Raw genomic sequence first — 20,835 nt, 5'->3', positions numbered from 1 at the left:
CCTCGTATGACCACATCTTCTTCTGCGTCCGCTGGCTGCGGCAGCGGCTCTTGTCAGTGCGCCTCGGCTGCGGCAGCCTTGGCCAGTCCGGTTCCCAGCATTAACGGCATCGCCTTGTTCGAGCAGGGGCAGCAGCCGCCTGCAGACGCCGTGCAAGAGTTGGCCTATGCCGAATTGCTGCGCCAGGAGGCCGTCAAGGCCGGCCTGCTACCGCGCCACAAGGGCTTGACGGCGCCGGATCTGAACGATGGCGAACGCCAGATCGTTGAAGCCATGGTGGACGGCGCGGTGGTCACCCCGCAGCCGACCGAGGAGGAGTGCCAGCGCTACTACGAAGCCAACAAGGCCCAGTTCGTGGTGGGCCAGGCTTTGCATTTGCGCCACATTCTGTTTGCCGTCACGCCGGGAGTGAATGTGCAGGCGCTGGCCACGCATGCCGAAAAGGCCTTGCTGGAGCTGTTGCACAAAAACGCCCCGGCGGGTCGCTTTGAGCAATTGGCAGTGGAGTTGTCCAACTGCCCCACCAGCACCCAGGGCGGTGACTTGGGTTGGGTCAGCCCGGAGGATTGCGCGCCTGAGTTGGCCAACGAGCTGTTTCACCAGAACCACGCGCAGCGCGGCAATGGCGTGCACACCAAGCTGATGCATTCGCGCTTTGGCTTCCACATCATGGAAGTGATGGGCCGACGCGAGGGTGAACAAAAGACGTACGCCGAAGTGCAGGAGCGCATCGCTGCGCAGCTGACGCTGCAGTCGCGGTCTAAGGCCTTGCGCCAGTACATGAGCCTTCTGGTGGGACAGGCGCTGGTGGAGGGGGTCGAACTGGAAGGGTCTGATTCACCTTTGGTTCAATGAGCGAGCCAGCCGCTCCCGCGCCTGCAGATGACCTGCTGTTGCGGTTGCGGCGCTTTCATTCCAATTACTTTCCGCTACACCAGCAGCGTTTTCAGGACCTGGTGGCCGATGGCCAGCACCCCAAGACACTGTTCATTGGGTGTTTGGACTCCCGTCTGGTGCCCTACCTGCTGACCGGGGCCGGGCCCGGCGAGTTGTTCATTGTTCGCAACGTGGGTGCCTTTGTGCCGCCGTACGACGGATCGCATGGCCTGCACGGTACAACCGCCGCCATTGAATACGCGGTCCTGGCGCTGCATGTGGAACGCATTATTGTGTGTGGGCACAGCCACTGTGGCGCCATCAGAACCGCCTATGAGGGGGCGCCCGAGGAAGCGGTCGCTCTCAAGGCCTGGCTGAAACTCGCGGAGGAGGCGCTCCTGCCCGTTCAGTCCAGCCCCGAGGCGCTGCGTCGCACCGAGCAGCGTGTGGTGGTGCTGCAACTGGAGCGCTTGATGGATTACCCCATGGTGCGCCGTGAGGTGGAGGCCGGTCGTTTGACGCTGCATGGCTGGCATTACGTGATCGAAGAGGGGGAAATCCACATATTTGATGTAAGTCAAGGTAATTTTGTTCCGGCGTCGATCGCGTCCAGCAGTGGAACCGGCCCCTACCAGCCGTACATCGAGAACGACGGAAATATCTTTTCATATTGAACCTTAGCCCCCGTGCAATGTGCCTGAGCAGCTATCAATACCGTAGCAATTTCCCAATGCTTTGCGCATTCAACGGCCGGATGATTGAACAAAGTCGCGGGCCCTTGGTGCGAGACGAGGAAAGGGATTTACTGGAGAGGGGCCGGGCGCTTGCCTTTTGGTGATTAAATTCGTCCCTTCCAAGAATTAATGCAATGGCGGCTCGGTGGCATGCACCCAGCCGTCTTATCGTAAGGACCATCCCCATGAAACGCGAAAAAATCAGCCCCCCGCCAGAGGGCGTGGCGACCCAGCCCATCAGTTTTGATGTGCTGAAGGAAAAATACCTCAAAGCGGGTGAAACAGGCATTGATGACGTGTATTTGCGCGTGGCGCGTGCACTGGCCTCGGCCGAGCCCGAAGCCCTGCGCGCCAAATACGAAGCACTGTTCCTGGAAAACCTGTACGCGGGCGCCATTGGCGCAGGCCGCATCATGAGCGCCGCAGGCACCTCCATTCAGGCCACGCTGATCAACTGTTTTGTGCAACCCGTGGGCGATTGCATCCAGGGCGTGGACGACGACGGCTACCCCGGCATTTACGAAGCATTGCGCGAGGCGGCTGAGACCATGCGCCGCGGTGGCGGTGTGGGTTACGACTTTTCGCGCATCCGCCCACGCGGAGCCGAGGTCAAGGCCACGGCGTCGATGGCGTCGGGTCCTTGCAGCTACATCAACGTGTTTGACCAGTCGTGCTCCACGGTCGAGAGTGCTGGCGCCCGCCGCGGTGCCCAGATGGGCGTGCTGCGCATTGATCACCCGGACGTGCAGGAATTCATCACCGCCAAGCGCACGCCGGGCCGCTGGAACAACTTCAATGTGTCGGTCGGTATGTCGGACGCGTTCATGCAGGCGCTGGACGGCGACCGCACCTGGGAGCTGGTGCACCGCGCCAAGCCCGGCGCCACCATCATGGCGCAAGGCGCGTATCAACGCGCTGACGGTCTGTGGGTTTACAAAACCCTGGCCGCCAGCGAGCTGTGGGACACGATCATGCGCTCCACCTACGACTTTGCCGAGCCCGGCATCCTGTTTCTGGACAACATGAACCAGGACAACAACCTGCGTTATTGCGAAAAAATTGAGGCCACCAATCCGTGCGGGGAGCAGCCTTTGCCCTCTTACGGCTGTTGCGACCTGGGCCCGATTATCCTGCCGCGCTTTGTGCAAAACCCGTTCGGGTTTGACGGCAAGCCCGGCTTTGACTTTGCGGCTTTTGAGAAGTCTGTCGCTCTGCAGGTGCGTGCGCTCGACAACGTGCTGGAAGTGACCTTCTGGCCCCTGCCACAGCAGCGCGAAGAATCCGCCGCCAAGCGCCGCATCGGCGTGGGCTTCACCGGAATGGGCAACGTGCTTGCGATGATGTGCCTGCGCTATGACAGCGCCGAGGGCCGTGAGATGGCGACCCGCATTGCCACCAGTATGCGCGATGCTGCCTACACCGCTTCCGTGGCGCTGGCGCAAGAAAAAGGCGCTTTCCCCAAGTTTGACGCCGATGGTTACCTGGCTGAAGGCACCTTTGCCAGCCGTTTGCCAGACGCGCTGAAAAAGTCCATTCGCAAGCACGGCATTCGCAACAGCCACCTGTTGTCGATTGCACCCACGGGCACCGTGAGCCTGGCCTTCGCTGACAACGCGTCCAACGGCATTGAGCCGGCGTTCTCGTGGATGTACAAGCGCAAGAAGCGTGAGTCAGACGGCACCACGTCTGAATATGCGGTCGAAGACCACGCCTGGCGCATGTACCGCGAGCTGGGTGGCGACGTCAACAAGTTGCCCGACTACTTTGTTTCGGCGCTCGACATGTCGGCCACCAACCACATTGCCATGATGGAAGCGGTGCAGCCGTTTGTGGATACCGCCATTTCCAAGACGGTGAACGTACCTGCCGATTACCCGTACGACGACTTCAAAAACCTGTACCAGCAAGCCTGGCGCGCACGCCTCAAGGGCTTGGCGACCTACCGACCCAATGCCATTTTGGGCTCGGTGCTGGAGGTGCATTCAGAGCCTGTGGCGGCACCGGTTGCCGTCGCCGCGCCGGTGATCGATCCCATGCGCACGGTGATTGAGAGCCGGCCCAAGGGCGCGCTTTCTGCAGTGGCTGAAAAGGTGGACTACTGGACCCAGGAAGGCCACAAGACGCTGTACCTGCTGGTGTCGTTCCTGCCAGTGCCTGCCGCCAACGGCGTGGGCACGGTTGACCGCGCCATCGAGTTCTTTATGCCTGTGGGCCAGAGTGGCGAGTCGCAACAGTGGATCACATCGAGCATGCGCTTGTTGTCGCTGGCGGCGCGCGGCGGTTTTCTAGAGCGCGCTCTGAGCGACATGCGCAAGGTCGCCTGGGACCGTGGTCCTGTGCGGCTTGGCACGCACCAGAAGGCTGATGGCACGCAGGTTCCCATGTGGCATGACTCCGAGGTGGCGGCTGTTGCCTACGCCATCCAGAATATCCAGTTGCAGCGGGCCAACCGTCAGAAGCAGGGCCATGGTGAGGGTCAGCGTGAGGCACAGCTGAATCAGGGTGTTTTGGCACCCGCGCAGGAGAGTGCACTGGCTGCCGCACCACCACCGGTGATGGCAGGCAAGAAGTGTGGCGAATGTGGTGCCCATGCGGTGATCCGCAAGGACGGTTGCGACTACTGCACCCAATGCGGGCACATCGGGACTTGCGGGTAACAGTGGATACCCACTGGCATGGAAGTAGCTGCCGTGTGGGTTGTCATCCTGCCGGCGTGGGGCGAACTGGCTGAAGTGGAGGGGTGATGCCCAATAACGAACTTGCCACTCTGGCGGCTGAACTGATGCGGTCGCGTCAAACCATCCTGCCCAAGCGGCTGATGGAGCCCGGCCCCGATGCCAGCGCGCTCCATCTGATTCTCGGCGCGGCCGCTTCGGCGCCCGACCACGGGCAAATTTTGCCTTGGCGCTTTGTGCTGGTGCCTGTTGACGCACGCGTGCGGCTGGCCGATGTGTTTGGCGCCGCGCTGCTGGAGCGTGATGCGGATGCCACGCCCGACCAGGTTGCGCAGGCGCAGGAAAAAGCCCACCGTGCACCGCTGCTCATGCTGGTGGTGGTGGACGGCCAGCGCGGCGACCCCGATGTGGACCTGCACGAACGCATTGTCTCCGCCGGTTGCGCCGTGCAAAACATGTTGCTGATGGCCACGGCGTTGGGCTATGGCTCGGCGTTGACCAGTGGCAAGGCCCTGAAGTCGGCCCGGCTGCGCACCCTGTTCAATTTGACTGAAGGTGAACATGCGCTGTGTTTTGTGAGTATGGGCACTGTGCAGTCACGCAAGAACGGACGATTGCGGCCCGCAACGGCTGACTATGTTGGCACTCTCGCGCCCCTTGCGAATGCGCAGGACGGGGTTTAATTTTTTACTGGAATACCGCGATGAACATTTCAAGTTTTGACGAGCTTTTGCAGTCCGCCCGCTACCAGCCTTTGCCCCAGCGCCTGCTGTTTGTGTTTGCCGGTGTGGAGTTGCCCGAGGACAGCACCCCTGAGCAGCGTGCAGGCTTTGAAGCGGGCGAGGGCGGAGCGTTGGTCCCCCGCATGTGTGTGGACAAAAGCCCGCAAGAGCTGGATTCGTTTGCCGATCTGGTGAAGGAAGCCAGCCTGTTGGGTCAGCGATGGGGCATGGTATTTGCAGCCGCCATGTCGGGCGCGCCCGGCGAGCCCCCCACCAGTGAAGAAGCCGGTAAGGCGCTGGAGCACATGGTGGAGGCCATCAAGCAGGGCAACATTGGCGCCTACATTCCGTTTGACGTTCAGGGTCACGCCGTCAACATCGGCTGATGCAGCTGTGATGATGCCGACTCTGCCAGGACACCGTGCGCCTGCGGTCGGCCTTGAATCTCCTTTTGAAATGCTGGTGGCCTGCCATGAGCGGGTTCAGCGCACTCTGGACCTGATGGTGCGTTTGCAGTTGCACTTGATCGACCATGGTCAGGATGCCGATGCCCGCCAGGCCGCGCGCGACGTCATGCGCTACTTTGATCTGGCTGCACCCTTGCACCACCAGGATGAAGAATTGCATGTTTTCCCTCCCTTGCTCAGGGGGTCTGACACCACGGTGCATGCGCTGGTCCGAAAGCTCATGCGGGACCATCAGCAGATGGAGTCTGCTTGGGCTCTTGCCCGGTGTGTATTGCTGGTCATTGCCGATGGGCCAGCGGCACAGTGGGTGCCGTTGTCATCAGAACAAACGACGGCACTCGGCTGTTTTGCGGCGCTCTACGGCCAGCACATTCAGGACGAAGAAGGCATCGTCTATCCGGCGGCGCAAGCAACGCTTTCGGACACTGCGTTGCGAGCCATGAGTGCCGACATGATGCAGCGCCGCGGCGTGGACGCCCGTAACATGGCGTCTGGCTTGTGAAACAGGCGCATCAAAGGGTGTGCGTCGGCATTGATTGTCAACAGCGTGTAGCTGTGAATCCATTCGCCTTTCGGTGATTTCCAGCAAGACCATAGTCCCGCGAGTCCCATCGGTTGGCCGTCTGTCCGGTGGATGCGACCTGGAACGGCTCTGCCCCGGATCGCCAATCCGGTTCAAAAAACGATTCAGCGGGAACGATGCACCCCGTTACTGGCGAACGATCGAGTCGCCCGACTTCTTCACTGCATCACCCACGCTGAAGCCTGGGTCCTTGTCGAAGTCAAAATTTTCCTTGTCGCCGTTGGTGCGCTGAATGCTCACGGTCCACACTTTGTGGGTTTTGATCTTGCCTTCAATCATCTTGCCCGCATAAGCACCGCCAGCCGCACCAGCCAGGGTCGCAAGGTCTTTGCCAAGGCCACCGCCAACCTGATTGCCCAGCAAGGCGCCGCCAATGCCGCCAGCAATCATGCCAACCGCGCTGCCTTCACCTTCTTTTTCAGTGATCGATACCGCGACGACCTTGCCGCAGTCCGCGCAGGGTGCCAGCGCTGGGGCGGGCTTGCTTGCGGCTGTCATGCGGGCTTTGGCTTCGGCCATGGCCTTGTCATATTCTGTTTTGGCATCGCGGCGGCATTGCAGGCGGCCACTGGATGAGGGCTCGTCATTGCAGAGTTTCTTGTCGGATTCATAACGCGCCATTGCCGCTTTGTTGTCCGCCGCAAGCTGGGATTTTGCCGCCGGTGCCGTCACGGCCCATGCGCTGGGTGCCAGTGTGGTGAGTGCCGCAACAACCAGGGTGCAAGCCAACGAGAGGGATTGCTTCTTCATGCCGTAACTCCTTTGAAAATGAAGCTGCAAGTATTCCATAGGGCTGCCCGTAAGATCGAACACATGCATACACAAAACGCGGCTTTGCGGAACAAAGACCTATTTCTTGCCATTTTTGTTATTTTGGTTTGGGGCGTCAACTTTGCTGTCATCAAAGTGGGGGTCGCCGACGTTCCGCCGCTGCTGTTGGCCGCCTTGCGTTTCATGCTGGCTGCATTTCCGGCACTGCTGTTTTTTCGGGCTCCCAAGGTGCCGCTGCGTCTGTATGTCATCTATGGGCTGACGATTTCGGTGGGGCAGTTTTCCCTGTTGTTCTCGGCCATTCATGTGGGTATGCCCACAGGGCTGGCGTCACTCGTGCTGCAGTCGCAGGCCGTCTTTACCATGCTGTTTGCCGCGTTCTTCCTGAAAGAACGCTGGCACGCCAACCAGCTTGCAGGATTGATGCTGGCCGCAGTGGGCTTGGTGTTGATTGGCAGTGCACATGGCCTGTCGATGCCATTGGCGGGCTTCATGCTGACCGTAGCGGCGGCGGTCATGTGGGCCAGTGGCAATATCGTGACCCGTGCGGTAGGCCGATATGGGCCCATGAATCAACTCGCATTTGTGGTGTGGGCCAGTCTGGTGCCGCCGATTCCCCTGCTGCTGTTGTCGGCATGGCTGGAGGGTCCTGCAGCCATTGCAAACGCGCTACAGCATTTCAGCTGGCACGCCTTTGCCGCCGTCGCCTACCTGGCGTGGGCGGCGACGTTATTTGGCTATGGGGTATGGACCGGCCTGCTCGCGCGCTACCCGGCCAACCGGGTGGCCCCCTTCACCTTACTGGTGCCACTGGTGGGGCTCACCACGGGCTGGTTCGCCTTCGGCGAGGCGCTCAAACCGGTGCACTTTGCTGGTGGCGCGTTGCTGATGGCTGGGTTGCTACTCAATTTGTTTGGCGCGCGCCTGTTTGTGCGACTGAAATGGCAGAGCCAATGAGGGGTTGAGTCGTGCGCTTGGGCGACCCGGCGCGCGCTATGGGGATCGTGTCCATGGTCCAATAGGTTCATGAACCCGGACGCACACAAACTCTGGCACGCCCCGCAGTGGGCCTTTGCCATTCTCCTGGCCCTGCTGGGCATGTTGGGGCCGTTCTCCATTGACACGTATTTACCCGCTTTTGCGGGCATTGCCCAGTCGCTGAACGCCACGCCAGTGCAGATGCAGCAAACGCTGTCGGCCTACCTGTTTGGATTTGCCTTCATGGCCCTTTTTCATGGGGCTATTTCCGACAGCTTTGGCCGCCGCCCTGTCGTGCTGTGGGGCTTGGCCGCGTTCACGGTCGCGTCCGCTGGCTGTGCCCTGTCGCAAAGCATCGGGCAACTGATTTTTTTCAGGGCGGTGCAAGGCCTGTCCACGGGAGCCGGTATTGTGGTGTCCCGCGCGGTGATTCGTGACATGTTTCCCCCTTCCCAGGCACAAAAGGTGATGAGCCAGGTCACCATCTTTTTTGGCGTGGCTCCTGCCATTGCGCCCATGGTGGGCGGCTGGATGCTGGTACACGTCAGCTGGCATGGCATTTTCTGGTTTCTCACTGCGGTGGGTGTGGCCTTGTGGGTGGCCAACTACCGGCTGCTGCCAGAGACCCTGCATGTCACCCAGCGCCAGCAATTTCACGTTAAAAACCTCATGGCCGGGTACTGGCAGTTGGGGTCGGACCCCCGATTTTTATTGCTCGCGCTGGCCAGCGGTATTCCGTTCAACGGCATGTTCCTGTACGTGTTGAGCGCCCCGGTATTCCTGGGGGAGCACCTGGGCCTGGTCCCTCAGCAGTTTTTCTGGTTCTTTTGTCTGACCATCATCGGAATCATGGGAGGCGCCATGCTCAGTGGTCGCCTGGCAGGCAAAATGGCACCCAAGCAGCAAATTCGCTATGGTTTCATGATTATGCTGACGATTGGGATCATCAACCTGGTTGCCAATCTGTTGTTCAAGGCGCAGGTGGGCTGGGCCTTGCTGCCCATTTGCGTATTTGCGTTTGGCTGGGCACTGATGGTGCCCGTGGTGACGCTGCTGGTGCTGGATCTGCACCCGGACCGGCGTGGCATGGCATCAAGTCTTCAGATGTTCGTGGGGTCCACGGCCAACGGCATTGTGGCGGGTGTGATCTCACCACTCGTCATGCACTCTACCGTGGCGCTGGCCGCAGCATCCGTGTTGATGATGTGCATAGGCTTGGTGGCCTGGGTTTACATCCGCCGCCGCTGGCCCGAAATTGGGCAAACCATCGTGCACCATTGAAAGACCAAACGCCCGATCCGATCGGGCGTTGGCTCAGGGGCGCATCAAGTCTTCAATGGCGTCCACAACCATTCGCGAGCCAATGGCCATCAGCAAAATGTCATTGGCGACCCGGACATAGCGGTAGCCCTGCGGCGGCACGCCAATGCGCACGATGACCTCATTGGGTACCGGGTAAAACACCACATCGCCCGGCAAAGCTTGGCCCATGTGCCATTTTTTGGCCTGGCCAGGAGGGAGGCAGCCGTTGTTTTTCTTGGCAAGACCGGGCGGGCATTTTTTAGCCGTGCGCTGGGTATCGTAGTAACTGGATACCGCCACGCGCTGGTGGTCTGCAAAATAGGCACCAATCTGAATCTCTGCGGTGCGCGTGTCCTGCGGTTGCTCTTTCTTGCCGTTACCGTGTCCGTTGCCGGCCCACTCCGGCTTTTCTGCCCATGCCGCACTGCAAACGCAGGTCACGCTGATCAGTAATGGCAGCGCCCAAGAGCGCCGGATGGATGTTGGTGAAGATGATTTCATAGCTTACTTTTTACCACCACCACCACCACCACCACCATGGCTACCGCCGCCGCCTGAGCCGGAACCATTGCCGCCTGCGTGCTCTCCCGCTCCTGTCATCTTGCTGTTATGCGATTCATTGGCGTCTTCCCGACCTTTGTTTTTGTTGCTGGCCTGGCTGCCGGCGTCATCGTCTGGCTTCTTGCCGGCCTTGTCGGTCTTGGATGCACTGACCAGTGATCCCAGTTTGACGCCCATGGCGTTGGCAATTTGTCCCCAGCCCATGCCCGATTCGCGTTGCGCCAGGATGCCTTTCATGGACACGGTGGTGGTTGCCGTAGTCATGGTTCCTCCATTGAGCGCCGCCGCGAGCTGGGCTGGCGTGGGGTTGGTGATGCCTTGCTTGGCCAAGTCGGCCTTGGCCAGCGACAACGCTATATTGATTTCGCCGTTGCCCAGTTTGCCCGTCACGGGGGTGAATGTGGCGGGAGGTGGGGTAGCGCCTGTGGTGGTGGGGTTGGCGGTCAAAGTGACGCTGGTGCCATCGCGCATGCCGTTAACCAGTGCGGTTGCATTGCTGGTTGAGCCCGCAAATACGGTGTAGTCGGCCGTTAGCCGGGACGACGTGGGTGTTGCAGTGCTTTGTGTGGCTGGCGCGGTGCTCACGGCAGTTTGCGCTTGACCCGATGCGCTCATGAAAAAACTGAGACCAGATACGGCCAGTGCAGTGGCGGTTGTTCTGAAGAACATGGAGCAATCCTTGTGAAGCAAGCCATGGGCTTGTGAAATTTCATTCTAGGTTTGCGAATGCAAAGCGGACCTTCACTATTGTTACAAGGTGTATCACCAGGCCGCCGCGTTGTGTCAGGTGGTCAAATCTGAATCCTCGTTCCCCGTTCAGCCAGACGGCTGTTCGGTAACCGGAAGAAGCCTGCCACGGTTCCTGCATTAAGGTGCACAAGCGCAAGCAGGGCTTCGTGCCAACGGGCCATGCCGCTACCTTGTGGAATGTCCGGGGTGTGTTTGAAGCCGGAACCCCCCCCCCTGCACTTTTCAGAATCCTGGCGCCGGTGCATGTGTCGATTTCGGTATAAGCATGTGACGAAAGAATCGTTTCCTTATATGAAGCGGCCGTTCAGAATCGCATCCATTGTTTATCTGGAGCGACCATGCAACGTCTTAAAACCCTTATCACCGTTCTGTGTTTGGGCTTAGCCGCCGCCGTCACGACCGCTAGCGCCTTTGCTGCCCAGCCTCTGTTGACGCCCAAAGAGCTGCAGGCCCGCTTGACGGACCCGAACCTGCGGGTGATTGATATCCGCGATCCCAAGTCGTACGCCGCAGGCCACATCCCCGGTGCGGTCAGCGCACCCTATGCGCAATGGCGTGGGCCGGCTGCCAACCCGGGCGAGCTACTTGCCTTGCCCAAGCTGACGACGTTGGTGCAAGCCCTGGGCCTGACCCCCGCCACACACGCGGTGGTGGTCTCCAGCGGCGCCGATGCCACTGATTTCGGGTCCAGCGCACGCGTGTACTGGACGCTGAAGGTGTTGGGCCTCAAAGACCTGTCCGTGCTGAACGGCGGCGTGAAAGCGTGGTCTGACGCCCAACTGGCGCAGAACAACGAGGCGGTGAAAATTGCGGCCAGCAGCTTTCAGCCGCAGCTGGACGAGTCGCTCATCGCCAGCACCGAAGAAGTGGCCCAGCATGTGAAAGCCAAAGATGCGGTGCTGATAGACGCCCGACCCGCAGCCTTCTTCAATGGCGAAACCCGCGCCCCGACGGCCAAGGTGGCCGGCACGCTGCCGGATGCGGTGAACCTTCAGCACGACAAGTGGTTTGCCCCCGGCAGCGCCACCTTTATGGGCGCTGAGCAGGCCAAGCAGGTCGCGGCATCAAGCCAGTTGGACCCTGGCAAAGAGACCGTATCGTTCTGCAACACCGGCCACTGGGCCGCTACCAACTGGTTTGCCATGTCAGAAGTGCTGGGCCAGAAGAAGGTCAAGCTCTACCCCGGCTCGATGACTGCTTGGTCGCAAGACCCCAATGGCCTTCCGATTGCCAACGCGCCGAATCGGGCGCAGCAGTTGCTGATGGAGGCGAAAATCTGGACCGCCAAGGCGCTCAACTGACGCCATGAAGCGACTCCCTCTGGCGGCCCTGGTGGCCGCCTTTTTTATCTTTCTCGTACTGTCCGTATCGGTGCGCCAAGCGGTGCTGTTGCTGGTGGGCATGGGCATGGGCGCGGCGCTGGCGGGCGCGCGCTTTGGCTTTACCACCGGCTGGCGCCAGCTGATCGAGCAGCGCGACCCGCGCGGCGTGACCGGGCAGGTACTGTTACTGGCGCTGGCCAGTCTGGCCGCGCTGCCGCTGCTGGGGCATTTTTCTGAACTGCAGGCTGCTCTGGGCCCACCGAGCGTGAGCCTGCTGGTGGGCGCCTTTGTGTTTGGCCTGACGATGCAGATTGCCGACGGCTGTGGCTCGGGCACGCTGTACAAGGCCGGGCTGGGGGTGCCGCTCAATATGGGCATATTGCCGCTGTTTGCGTTGGGCAGTTTTCTGGGTTCGGCGCACCTGGATAGCTGGCTGGCCCTGGGCCAGATCGAGCCGGTCAGCCTGCCTGCGCAGTTGGGCACCGGTGGTGCGCTGGCGCTGACGTTGGTGTTGCTGGCGTTGGCGCTGTTGGCAGTGCGCGCCTGGGTAGGTGCGGGGCGGCAGTGGCTTGAAAAGCGTTGGGTGTGGGGCGCGGTGGCGCTGGCGGTGCTGGCCACGCTCAATCTGCTGCTGGCCGGCCAGCCTTGGGGTGTGGTCTATGGCTTTGGGCTGTGGGCTGCCAAGGTCTCGGTAGCACTGGGTGTCTTTGACCCGACGGCCAACGCCTTCTGGAGCCAGGCCGGCAACGCGCAGCGCCTGACGCAAACCGTGCTGATGGATGTCACTACGATCACCAACGTTGGCATTTTGGCCGGGGCGCTCTGGGTGTCTGCCAAGTCACCGCCGACCGGCCAGCCACTCACCGCGCAGCAGTGGGCGATTGGGCTGATCGCTGGTTTCCTGTTGGGCTACAGTTCGCGCCTGGCTTTTGGCTGCAACGTGGGCGCCATGCTCAGCGGTATTTCTACCGGCAGCCTGCACGGCTGGATTTGGATGCCGATGGCCTTTGGCGGCACCTTGGTGGGCGTGCGATTGCGTCGCCGCTACGGGTTTTGACAGGAGACGCGCTATGACCACCACGACCCAACGTCTGCGAGCCATTTTCTGGCTCATTCTGCTGGCCTTCCTGGCCTGGGATTTTTCAGCATCTTCCCCGGTGGACCTGCGCAACGAGCCGCCGCTGATCGCCGCTGGCTCCGGCCAAGCCGCTAGCGGGGGGCATTGTTCGATGGCGAAGTGAGGGGCTAGCAAAATTAAAGCAAGCCTACTCTTCATAACGATATAGCGAAAGCGTCGTTGGGCGCGGTACCCATCCGCGCGACAATGCGCACGATGCCAGCACACGCTGGCGCTTTGACTTTTAAACCCACCTTAGGAAACCCATGCGCATCGAAACCCTTGCCGTCCACGCTGGTTACAAACCCGAGCCCACCACCAAGTCCGCCGCTGTGCCGCTGTACCAGACAACGGCTTACGCCTTTGACAGCGCCCAGCACGGCGCTGACCTGTTCGACCTGAAGGTGGCGGGCAACATCTACACCCGCATCACCAACCCGACCAACGATGTGCTGGAGCAACGCGTGGCGGCATTGGAGGGCGGCATTGCTGCAGTGGCCATGGCTTCGGGCATGGCGGCCATCACGGCTGCCATCCAGACCATTGCCGAGACGGGCGACAACATCGTCTCGGCCAGCACCCTGTATGGCGGCACCTACAACCTGTTTGCCCACACCTTCCCGCAGCAGGGCATCGAGGTGCGCTTTGCCGACCCGCGCGACCCGGCCAGTTTTGCCGCACTGATCGACGCGCGCACCAAGGCGGTGTTTTGCGAATCCATTGGCAACCCGCTGGGCAACGTCACCGACATCGCCGCGCTGGCCAAAGTGGCGCACGACCATGGCGTGCCGCTGATCGTGGACAACACCGTGCCCAGCCCTTACCTGTGCCGCCCTTTCGAGCACGGTGCCGACATCGTGGTGCACGCCCTGACCAAATACATGAACGGCCACGGCAACAGCCTGGGTGGCATTATTGTTGACAGCGGAAAGTTTCCCTGGGCCGAACACAAGGCACGCTTCAAACGCCTGAACGAGCCCGACGTGAGCTACCACGGCGTGGTCTACACCGAAGCGCTGGGCGCGGCCGCCTACATTGGCCGTGCGCGCGTGGTGCCGCTGCGCAACATGGGAGCGGCGCTGTCGCCGTTCAACGCGTGGCTCACCCTGCAGGGCATCGAGACCCTGCCCCTGCGCATGGACCGTATCTGTGAAAACACGCTGGCTTTGGCGAAATTTTTGCAAGGGCACGACAAGGTCGAATGGGTACGTTACGCCGGCCTGCCCGACCACCCCGACCACGCACTGGTGCAGCGCCAGATGGGCGGCAAGGCCTCGGGCATTTTGTCGTTTGGCCTCAAAACCAGCGAAGCCGACCCGCGTGCCGCCGGTGCGCGTTTCCTTGATGCGCTGGACTTGTTCCTGCGCCTGGTAAATATTGGTGATGCCAAATCGCTCGCGACGCACCCGGCATCGACCACGCACCGCCAGCTCAATCCTGCTGAACTGGCCAAGGCCGGCGTGAGCGAAAACATGGTGCGCCTGTCGATCGGTATCGAGCACATCGACGACCTGCTGGAAGATTTGGAGCAGGCGCTGGCTGCGGTTTAAGGGTTGCTGTTTAGAGGCTGCGCAGGCACTGTGTGCCAGGCGCTCATATCTGAACGCGCGTGCCCAGCTCAATGACGCAGTTGTTGGGCAGCCTGAAGAAATTCGCCACGCTCCCAGCGTTGCGGGACATCAGCGCAAACAGGGCTTCGCGCCAACGCGCCATGCCAGCCCCTTTGGTCGGAACCACAATTTCGCGGCTCAAAAAGTACGAGGTTTCAAACAGGTTGATCGACAAGCCTTTGGCCTTGCACAGCTCCAGTGCCTTGGGAATATCCGGCGTGTTTTTGAAGCCGTAGTTGACTTGCACTTTCCAGAATCCTGGCACCAGGGCTTGCACCGTTACGCGCTCGGCAAAGGGTATCCACGGCACATCGTGAAAAACCACGGTGAGAATCACATTGCGCTCGTGCAGCACCTGGTTGTGTTTGAGGTTGTGCATCAAGGCCTGCGGCACGGTGTCGGGGTTGGCCACGGCATACACCGCCGTGCGGGACACGCGGTGCACCGTGTCGCCCGATAGCGCGGCGACAAAGGGCAAGAGCTGCGGGTCGTCATGGCGAATGCTCTCGATCAGCAGTTCGCGACCACGGCGCCAGGTCGCCATGGTGATGAAGATGCCAAAGCCCAGCACCAGCGGGAACCAGCCCCCCTGAAAGAACTTGATGGAGCACGACACCACCAGCAACAGATCCAGCGCCATGAAGACGCTGGTAGCCGCAATCGCCACGGGCAGCGGGTAATGCCAGCCATGGCGAATCACAAAGAAGGTCAGCAGTGTGGTGATGAGCATCGTCACCGTCACCGCAATACCGTAAGCCGAGGCCATGGCCGATGAACTGCCAAAACCAAACACGGCCAGCAGCACCGCGCCCAGCAGCAACCAGTTCACCTCGGGCATGTAAATTTGCCCCGCCTCTTTGGCTGAGGTGTAGTGCACCTGCATGCGCGGCAGCAGCCCGAGTTGCATGGCCTGCTTGGTCATGGAATAGGCGCCCGAGATAACCGCCTGCGATGCAATCACCGTGGCCAGCGTGGCCAGCACCACGGCGGGCATCAGCCAGGCCGAGGGGAACATGCGGTAGAACGGGTTCTCCAGCGCAGCCGGATCCCGCATCAGCAGCGCACCCTGGCCCATGTAGTGGATGGCCAGCGCCGGCAGCACCATGCCGACCCACGCGTATTGAATGGGGCGTTTGCCAAAGTGGCCCATGTCGGCGTAAAGCGCTTCGGCGCCGGTAAACGCCAGCACGATGGCCCCGACGGCCACGAACATGTGCCAGCCCTGGCCGCTTAAAAATGCGATCGCATTCAGCGGGTTAAGGGCGGCCAGAATGGCGGGCTGCTGGGCAATCTCCATCACGCCCGTTACCGCCAGCACGCCAAACCACAACACGATCACGGGGCCAAACAGCTTGCCCACCAGCCCTGTGCCAAAGCGCTGCATCGCAAACAGTCCCACCAGCACGGCGGCACAGATCGGCAGCACATAGGGCTTGAAGGCGGGCGTTACCACCTCCAGACCCTCGACTGCGCTGAGTACCGAGATGGCTGGGGTAATCACGCTGTCGCCATAAAAAAGGGCCGCGCCAAACACGCCAATCAGCAACAGGATGATCCGTTTCTGGGGCGTGTTGCCCGCGGCTTTAGCGGCCAGTGCGGTCAGCGCCATGATGCCGCCTTCACCCCGGTTGTCGGCCCGCAGGATCAGCAGCACGTACTTCAGCGTGACCACCATCATCAGCCCCCAGAAGATGACGGACACCGCGCCAATCAGGTGGGTGGCGTCCAGCGGAATTCCCGTCGCGGGGCTGAAAATTTCTTTCATGGTGTACAGCGGGCTGGTGCCGATATCTCCATACACCACCCCCAGCGCACCCAGTGTGAGGGCGGCAAGACTTTCCCGATTGGACGCTTTGGTCATGGCATTTCATTCGCAGTAAACAGGACTCCACTGTCGCAGCCCGCGTATCAGGAACGCATAAGGGGCTGCAGCATCCAGCGCGCAGGTTAGGTAACTGCCAGGCGGTAACCCACGCCGGTCTCTGTCAGCAAATGGCGGGGCTCCGCCGGGTCACGCTCAATCTTGGCGCGCAGCTGCCCCATGTAAAGCCGCAAATAATGCGTGTGCTCGGTGAACTCGGGCCCCCACACGTCGGTCAGCAATTGCCGGTGCGTGACCACGCGGCCTGCACTGCGCACCAGTCGCGCAAGCAGGTTGAATTCAGTGGGCGTCAGGTGCAGGGTTTCGCCATTGCGTTTCACCACCCGCAAGGCCAGGTCTACGTTCAAATCGTCCAGTTCGTGCACCGTGACCGCAGCAGCCAGCGCCGTGCCCCGGTGGCGAAGCGCCACCCGGATGCGGGCCAGCAGTTCGCTCACACTGAAGGGCTTTGTCAGATAGTCGTCGGCCCCTGCATCCAGCAGTTGGATCTTTTGGGCTTCCTGGTGGCGGGCAGACACCACCAGAATGGGCAGCGCATGGTGCTTGCGCACCTCCTGCACCAGCTCGACGCCATCGCCATCGGGCAAACCCAGGTCCAGCACCATGACATCGGGCAACGCATGCTTCAGCATGGCCCGCGCCTCGCTCAATGACACGGCAGTCTGCACCTCAAAACCCTCGACTGAGAGGGATGATTGCATCACTGCCCTGATTTCACGGTCGTCCTCCACCACGAGAATGCGCAAGGTCATTGAGGCACTCCTTGCGGCTGGTGGGGATCAATGGGTAGTGTCACGGTGAAGCGGTTTCCGCCTCCGGTACGCCGCCTGACCGTCAGGCTGCCGCCATGCGCGCAGGCGATCGCCCGGCACAGAGCCAAGCCCAGCCCGGCACCGCGCTGGCCAGACTGGTCATTGCGGGAGTAGGGCTCAAATATCGCCTGGTATTTTTCTTCGGGAATCGCCTCGCCACGGTCTTTGACAGACACCTGCATCTCCTGGGCGGTGGTGCTCACGACCAGCTCAATTGCGTCAGCGCTGTACTTGAGCGCGTTGTCCAGCAGGTTGCCGATCAGCTGCGCCAGCAAAACCGGGTCGGCCTTGATCAGCGGCAAGCCCTCAGGTACTCTGGATTTGATACGCCGGGCAGAGTCCCGCAGCCGCACACGGGCCAGAACGGCTCCCACGATTTCTTCCATGGACTCCCAGCCGCGTTGGATCGGCTGCGACGCATTGGTCAGCTGCACCAACTGCAGGGTGTTTTCGGTCACGGTGGAGAGGTAGGTCGCCTCGCTGACGATGCTGCCCAGCAAGCGGTCCTGGTCGGCGGCGCTGAGTTTGTCGCGCTGCGTTTGCAGTGACGAGGCAGCGCCGACCACCGCCGCCAGCGGCGTGCGCAAGTCGTGTGAAATAGCGGCCAGAAACGTGCTTTGCACCTGTTGTCGGTGGGACTCATTTTCGGCTGCTAGCATCGATGCCGTCAGGCGCAGGCGCCACAGCGCCTGTGCCAGCAAAGCGCACAGCGCCTGGGCGTGCTCCCGCCCATCGGCATCGGCCGCCAGACCATTCTGGATGCAGGCGGCCCCGTGCATCTGGCCCTTGTCGCCCAGCGGTACATACCAGGCGTTCAGGCCAGGCCAGCGCCCGGTTCCGGGGCCGAGCACAGCGGCTTCACGCATGCAGCATTGCATGCCGTCGTCCAGGGTGGTGGCCAACCCGGGTGCCAGATCCAGCGTGCCGTCGGGTTGACGCAAGGCCAGAACGGAAGGCCCGGTGAAGGCACTGTCCAGAGCGTTCTGCCCCAGTGCCTGCACTTCGTGAGCGGTGGTGGCGCCTGACAGGTCGGTGGCCAATGCCTGCAGTTGGCGAGCCCGTTGCTCGTTGCGGTGTGCTGTTTTCGTTTCGCGCCGAAGGGAGGCTGCCAGGTTACTGATCACCAGTGCGACCAGCAGCATCGTGAACAGGGCAATCAGATGCTCTTGGCTGTCGACTTCAAAGGTCCAGCGTGGTGGAACAAAAAAGAAGTTGAATGCCGTTACGGCGCCCACCGCACAGACCACCGAGGCCAGCCAGCGCAGGCGGTACGACGCAAGGACGACTGCCAGCACATACACCATGGCCTGGCTGGTGAGCGAGACGTGGTGGTCCAGCAGAAATCCGCCAACGGTTGCCGCCGTCAGCAGCAAGGCCACCGTGGCCCAACTCCGCAGGGGTGTTTGGGTGTCGTTTGACGTGGAGGTAGCGTTCATGGTGCGGTCAGCGTACCACCAGCCGTATCAGGATTGCATCAGGGAAATTGACGATGGAGGCGTATACTGTTAAAAAATACAGTATTTTGCAAAACCCCTTGCCATGTCTACCTCTGCGCGCATTCTCTCCCTGGCAAGCGTCCATGCCGACGTCTGGCATGCGGACGCGCTGGCGGGTGCGCCAGGCCGAATTTTGGCCACGGGGGACGCCCTGCTGGACGCGCAGTTGCCTGGCGGCGGCTGGCCGCTGGGGGCGCTGACCGAGATCCTCCAAATGCCCGGGGTGCACAGCGAATGGCGCTTGCTCTTGCCGGCTTTGGCCCGCAGCGGCACGGGGGCAGTGGTGCTGGTGGGCGCACCGCATGTGCCCTTTGGACCGGCCTTGGGTGCACAAGGCCTGAACTTGAACCGGCTGCTGTGGGTTATGGCCCAGGATGCGCCCCAGCGCCTGTGGTCTACCGAGCAGGCGCTTCGCTGTGCCGATGTAGATGCTGTGCTGGCCTGGCTGCCGCAGACGCGCCCCGACCAGTTGCGTCGCCTGCAAATGGCCGCCGCCGAGTACGCCAAGCTGCTGTTTGTGTTGCGCCCGGAGCAGGCGCAACACGAGTCATCCCCCGCGGTGTTGCGCCTGTGGGTGTCACCTGCCAAAGAGGTGCCGGATGCACTGGAAGTGCAGGTACTCAAGCGGCGCGGCCCACCCCTGGCGCAGCCCCTGCGCATGGCAGCCCGCCCCATGCGCCTTGCAAGGCTGCTGGCGGCCAGCAGCCTGCGCACCGGCTACGGTGCAGGAGGACGCCATGCACTGGATCGCACTGCAGCCGTCAACTGAAGACGGTGCACTGGCAGACGCCCCCACCGCCTGGGCGTGGTGGGCTTTGCAGTTCACCCCTCTGGTGGCGCGCGTGGACGCGGCACTGGTGCTGGAAGTGTCTGCCAGCGAGCGCCTGTTTGGTGGCCGTACTGCGCTGCTGGCGCACCTGTTCAAGACAAATGGGCTTCTAGCCCCCGTGGAATATGCGCAAGGCGCTACATCTTTGATAGCAATAGGGCGCCTGGGGTGTGATGCGAAGGGTGACAAAAATGCCATCCCGCCCGATGCCTTGCCCCTGCACACCCTGGCCGCCGCCCGCCCGCACCTGCCCACGCTGGCGCGCCTGGGCATGCGCAACTGGGGGCAGCTGCGCGCGTTGCCGCGGGGAGGTCTGGCGCGCCGCTTTGGCGCGGGGTTGATTGATGCGCTGGACCGGGCCTATGGCCTACGGCCAGAGGTCTATCCGTGGCTGACCCTGCCGCAGGTGTTTGACGCACCGCTGGAGCTGGCGGCCAGCGTGGAGTCGGCCCCGGCTCTGCTGTTTGGTGCGCGCCGTCTGCTGGCGCAACTGCAGGTATGGCTGCAAGCCCGCCAGCGGGGCGTGCTGGCTCTCGAGTTGTTGTGGGAACTGGACGCCCGGCGCTCCAACGCCCAGCATGTGGATGCCCACCACACCGGTGGTGCGCAGGGCCGCCTGATCCTGCGCACCGCCGAGCCCACACAGGACATGCAGCACCTGCAGCGCCTGCTGGGCGAGCAGCTGGCGCGCGTCACGCTACCCGCCCCCGTGCTGCATCTGCGGCTGCGTACCGTGCAAACGCAGCCCCTGGCGGGGGAAAGCCTGAGCCTCTTGCACGATGACCAGCGCCATGGCGACAGCCTGCACCAGTTGCTGGAGCGCCTGAGCGCGCGTCTGGGTGTGCAGCAGGTGCTGGGTGCCACGCCCCATGCGGACCACCGGCCCGAATGCATGCAGCGCTGGACGGCAGCCGCAGAAACTCTGGGCGTAAAAAATGCTATGAAATCAGGAGCTGCTCGCGCACTATCCACGAGGGCTGGTGGCCTGAATGACGTGAAGGATGCGCAGGAATTTGCCTTGTATCCCACCTGGCTGCTCGCCACCCCTCTGCGTCTGGCAGTGCACCAAGGTAGCCCGCAGTACCAGGGGCCGCTCACCCTGCTGGCCGGGCCGCAGCGGCTGGAATCCGGCTGGCTGGACGGCGATGCCGCCTGCGCGCTGCGCGACTACTTTGTGGCGCGCAGCGCGCAGGCGGGCCTGGTGTGGGTGTACCAGGAGCGGCTGGGTGGGCAGGCAAAACAGGGAGCGCAAAACACGGCCCGGTGGTATTTGCATGGGCTCTATGCCTGAGCCCGGTTGCGGCAAGCAATCTATTTGGCGCGCCCTGTTTTGACCATTTGCGTTGCA

General features: G+C 61.9%; 20 protein-coding genes and 1 pseudogene. 14 read left to right on the top strand and 7 right to left on the bottom strand.

What is annotated here, in order from left to right; genetic code table 11:
- The first annotated feature begins 6 nt into the window (after positions 1-6).
- The 6 genes from AC097W_RS12195 to AC097W_RS12170 all read left to right on the top strand — a co-directional run bounded on the left by AC097W_RS12195 (position 7) and on the right by AC097W_RS12170 (position 5,976).
- Positions 7-855: a peptidylprolyl isomerase gene (locus tag AC097W_RS12195; protein ID WP_479602832.1), complete on the top strand. Its 849-nt coding sequence runs from the start codon at positions 7-9 to the stop codon at positions 853-855.
- Complete coding sequence (locus tag AC097W_RS12190; protein ID WP_479602831.1) at positions 852-1,550, top strand: carbonic anhydrase; 699 nt, start codon at positions 852-854, stop codon at positions 1,548-1,550. Before AC097W_RS12195 ends, AC097W_RS12190 begins: the two co-directional genes overlap by 4 nt.
- 245 nt (positions 1,551-1,795) lie before the next feature.
- Complete coding sequence (locus tag AC097W_RS12185) at positions 1,796-4,267, top strand: adenosylcobalamin-dependent ribonucleoside-diphosphate reductase (RefSeq protein WP_479602830.1); 2,472 nt, start codon at positions 1,796-1,798, stop codon at positions 4,265-4,267.
- Positions 4,268-4,353: 86 nt separating this feature from the next.
- Positions 4,354-4,968, top strand: coding sequence for a nitroreductase family protein (locus AC097W_RS12180; protein ID WP_479602829.1), 615 nt, complete (start codon positions 4,354-4,356; stop codon positions 4,966-4,968).
- Between the two features lie 20 nt (positions 4,969-4,988).
- Positions 4,989-5,393 carry a ribonucleotide reductase subunit alpha gene (locus tag AC097W_RS12175; RefSeq protein WP_479602828.1) on the top strand — a complete coding sequence of 135 codons (405 nt, stop codon included), beginning with the start codon at positions 4,989-4,991 and terminating at the stop codon, positions 5,391-5,393.
- 10 nt (positions 5,394-5,403) lie between these two features.
- Complete coding sequence (locus AC097W_RS12170; RefSeq protein ID WP_479602827.1) at positions 5,404-5,976, top strand: hemerythrin domain-containing protein; 573 nt, start codon at positions 5,404-5,406, stop codon at positions 5,974-5,976.
- A 56-nt stretch (positions 5,977-6,032) separates the two neighbouring features.
- On the opposite strand, the pseudogene AC097W_RS12165 reads toward AC097W_RS12170, so the two are convergent.
- Both AC097W_RS12165 and AC097W_RS12160 read right to left on the bottom strand, forming a co-directional pair.
- Positions 6,033-6,086, bottom strand: a pseudogene (locus AC097W_RS12165) (hypothetical protein); the annotation flags it as partial.
- A 97-nt stretch (positions 6,087-6,183) separates the two neighbouring features.
- Positions 6,184-6,807: a glycine zipper 2TM domain-containing protein gene (locus AC097W_RS12160; RefSeq protein ID WP_479602826.1), complete on the bottom strand. Its 624-nt coding sequence runs from the start codon at positions 6,805-6,807 to the stop codon at positions 6,184-6,186.
- Between the two features lie 84 nt (positions 6,808-6,891).
- Here AC097W_RS12160 and AC097W_RS12155 point away from each other — a divergent pair, with 84 nt between their 5' ends.
- Positions 6,892-7,785 (top strand): EamA family transporter, encoded by an 894-nt coding sequence (locus AC097W_RS12155; protein WP_479603089.1) that lies wholly within the window; start codon positions 6,892-6,894, stop codon positions 7,783-7,785.
- Positions 7,786-7,854: 69 nt separating this feature from the next.
- The gene (locus AC097W_RS12150; RefSeq protein WP_479602825.1) at positions 7,855-9,087 is read left to right on the top strand and encodes a multidrug effflux MFS transporter; all 1,233 of its coding nucleotides are present in this window, start codon (positions 7,855-7,857) and stop codon (positions 9,085-9,087) included.
- A 33-nt stretch (positions 9,088-9,120) separates the two neighbouring features.
- Here AC097W_RS12150 and AC097W_RS12145 read toward each other — a convergent pair whose 3' ends face one another.
- Positions 9,121-9,609, bottom strand: a complete 489-nt coding sequence (locus AC097W_RS12145) for a hypothetical protein (RefSeq protein ID WP_479602824.1) — start codon at positions 9,607-9,609, stop codon at positions 9,121-9,123.
- Positions 9,610-9,612: 3 nt separating this feature from the next.
- Positions 9,613-10,338, bottom strand: coding sequence for a hypothetical protein (locus tag AC097W_RS12140; RefSeq protein WP_479602823.1), 726 nt, complete (start codon positions 10,336-10,338; stop codon positions 9,613-9,615).
- 419 nt (positions 10,339-10,757) lie between these two features.
- Between AC097W_RS12140 and AC097W_RS12135 the strand changes: the two genes are divergently transcribed.
- The 4 genes from AC097W_RS12135 to AC097W_RS12120 all read left to right on the top strand — a co-directional run bounded on the left by AC097W_RS12135 (position 10,758) and on the right by AC097W_RS12120 (position 14,408).
- Positions 10,758-11,720 carry a sulfurtransferase gene (locus AC097W_RS12135; RefSeq protein ID WP_479602822.1) on the top strand — a complete coding sequence of 321 codons (963 nt, stop codon included), beginning with the start codon at positions 10,758-10,760 and terminating at the stop codon, positions 11,718-11,720.
- 4 nt (positions 11,721-11,724) lie between these two features.
- On the top strand, positions 11,725-12,798 hold the full coding sequence (locus AC097W_RS12130) for a YeeE/YedE thiosulfate transporter family protein (protein WP_479602821.1): 1,074 nt from the start codon (positions 11,725-11,727) through the stop codon (positions 12,796-12,798).
- Positions 12,799-12,811: 13 nt separating this feature from the next.
- Entirely contained in the window at positions 12,812-12,982 is a 171-nt protein-coding gene (locus tag AC097W_RS12125; RefSeq protein WP_479602820.1) for a hypothetical protein, read from the top strand.
- Between the two features lie 142 nt (positions 12,983-13,124).
- Positions 13,125-14,408, top strand: a complete 1,284-nt coding sequence (locus AC097W_RS12120; RefSeq protein WP_479602819.1) for an O-acetylhomoserine aminocarboxypropyltransferase/cysteine synthase family protein — start codon at positions 13,125-13,127, stop codon at positions 14,406-14,408.
- Positions 14,409-14,451: 43 nt separating this feature from the next.
- Here the strand turns inward: AC097W_RS12120 and AC097W_RS12115 are convergent, their stop codons facing one another.
- The 3 genes from AC097W_RS12115 to AC097W_RS12105 all read right to left on the bottom strand — a co-directional run bounded on the left by AC097W_RS12115 (position 14,452) and on the right by AC097W_RS12105 (position 18,598).
- Complete coding sequence (locus tag AC097W_RS12115) at positions 14,452-16,329, bottom strand: potassium transporter Kup (RefSeq protein ID WP_479602818.1); 1,878 nt, start codon at positions 16,327-16,329, stop codon at positions 14,452-14,454.
- Between the two features lie 86 nt (positions 16,330-16,415).
- Complete coding sequence (locus AC097W_RS12110) at positions 16,416-17,102, bottom strand: response regulator (RefSeq protein WP_479602817.1); 687 nt, start codon at positions 17,100-17,102, stop codon at positions 16,416-16,418.
- Positions 17,099-18,598 carry a DUF4118 domain-containing protein gene (locus AC097W_RS12105; protein ID WP_479602816.1) on the bottom strand — a complete coding sequence of 500 codons (1,500 nt, stop codon included), beginning with the start codon at positions 18,596-18,598 and terminating at the stop codon, positions 17,099-17,101. Before AC097W_RS12105 ends, AC097W_RS12110 begins: the two co-directional genes overlap by 4 nt.
- Positions 18,599-18,701: 103 nt before the next feature.
- Here AC097W_RS12105 and imuA point away from each other — a divergent pair, with 103 nt between their 5' ends.
- Complete coding sequence (imuA, locus tag AC097W_RS12100; protein WP_479602815.1) at positions 18,702-19,427, top strand: translesion DNA synthesis-associated protein ImuA; 726 nt, start codon at positions 18,702-18,704, stop codon at positions 19,425-19,427.
- Positions 19,396-20,778 carry a Y-family DNA polymerase gene (locus AC097W_RS12095; protein ID WP_479602814.1) on the top strand — a complete coding sequence of 461 codons (1,383 nt, stop codon included), beginning with the start codon at positions 19,396-19,398 and terminating at the stop codon, positions 20,776-20,778. Before imuA ends, AC097W_RS12095 begins: the two co-directional genes overlap by 32 nt.
- Positions 20,779-20,835: the final 57 nt, after the last annotated feature.

The sequence above is a fragment of the Rhodoferax sp. GT1R46 genome (assembly GCF_056521285.1).
Note: the sequence above shows the minus strand (reverse complement) of the source record. Positions and strands in the feature narration are given on the sequence as shown.

What these genes read in the sequence shown, in the direction of transcription:
- AC097W_RS12195 (WP_479602832.1), top strand. Translation starts at nt 7, where the DNA reads ATGACCACATCTTCTTCTGCGTCCGCTGGCTGCGGCAGCGGCTCTTGT.
- AC097W_RS12190 (WP_479602831.1), top strand. Translation starts at nt 852, where the DNA reads ATGAGCGAGCCAGCCGCTCCCGCGCCTGCAGATGACCTGCTGTTGCGG.
- AC097W_RS12185 (WP_479602830.1), top strand. Translation starts at nt 1,796, where the DNA reads ATGAAACGCGAAAAAATCAGCCCCCCGCCAGAGGGCGTGGCGACCCAG.
- AC097W_RS12180 (WP_479602829.1), top strand. Translation starts at nt 4,354, where the DNA reads ATGCCCAATAACGAACTTGCCACTCTGGCGGCTGAACTGATGCGGTCG.
- AC097W_RS12175 (WP_479602828.1), top strand. Translation starts at nt 4,989, where the DNA reads ATGAACATTTCAAGTTTTGACGAGCTTTTGCAGTCCGCCCGCTACCAG.
- AC097W_RS12170 (WP_479602827.1), top strand. Translation starts at nt 5,404, where the DNA reads ATGATGCCGACTCTGCCAGGACACCGTGCGCCTGCGGTCGGCCTTGAA.
- AC097W_RS12160 (WP_479602826.1), bottom strand. Translation starts at nt 6,807, where the DNA reads ATGAAGAAGCAATCCCTCTCGTTGGCTTGCACCCTGGTTGTTGCGGCA.
- AC097W_RS12150 (WP_479602825.1), top strand. Translation starts at nt 7,855, where the DNA reads ATGAACCCGGACGCACACAAACTCTGGCACGCCCCGCAGTGGGCCTTT.
- AC097W_RS12145 (WP_479602824.1), bottom strand. Translation starts at nt 9,609, where the DNA reads ATGAAATCATCTTCACCAACATCCATCCGGCGCTCTTGGGCGCTGCCA.
- AC097W_RS12140 (WP_479602823.1), bottom strand. Translation starts at nt 10,338, where the DNA reads ATGTTCTTCAGAACAACCGCCACTGCACTGGCCGTATCTGGTCTCAGT.
- AC097W_RS12135 (WP_479602822.1), top strand. Translation starts at nt 10,758, where the DNA reads ATGCAACGTCTTAAAACCCTTATCACCGTTCTGTGTTTGGGCTTAGCC.
- AC097W_RS12130 (WP_479602821.1), top strand. Translation starts at nt 11,725, where the DNA reads ATGAAGCGACTCCCTCTGGCGGCCCTGGTGGCCGCCTTTTTTATCTTT.
- AC097W_RS12125 (WP_479602820.1), top strand. Translation starts at nt 12,812, where the DNA reads ATGACCACCACGACCCAACGTCTGCGAGCCATTTTCTGGCTCATTCTG.
- AC097W_RS12120 (WP_479602819.1), top strand. Translation starts at nt 13,125, where the DNA reads ATGCGCATCGAAACCCTTGCCGTCCACGCTGGTTACAAACCCGAGCCC.
- AC097W_RS12115 (WP_479602818.1), bottom strand. Translation starts at nt 16,329, where the DNA reads ATGACCAAAGCGTCCAATCGGGAAAGTCTTGCCGCCCTCACACTGGGT.
- AC097W_RS12110 (WP_479602817.1), bottom strand. Translation starts at nt 17,102, where the DNA reads ATGACCTTGCGCATTCTCGTGGTGGAGGACGACCGTGAAATCAGGGCA.
- AC097W_RS12105 (WP_479602816.1), bottom strand. Translation starts at nt 18,598, where the DNA reads ATGAACGCTACCTCCACGTCAAACGACACCCAAACACCCCTGCGGAGT.
- imuA (WP_479602815.1), top strand. Translation starts at nt 18,702, where the DNA reads ATGTCTACCTCTGCGCGCATTCTCTCCCTGGCAAGCGTCCATGCCGAC.
- AC097W_RS12095 (WP_479602814.1), top strand. Translation starts at nt 19,396, where the DNA reads ATGCACTGGATCGCACTGCAGCCGTCAACTGAAGACGGTGCACTGGCA.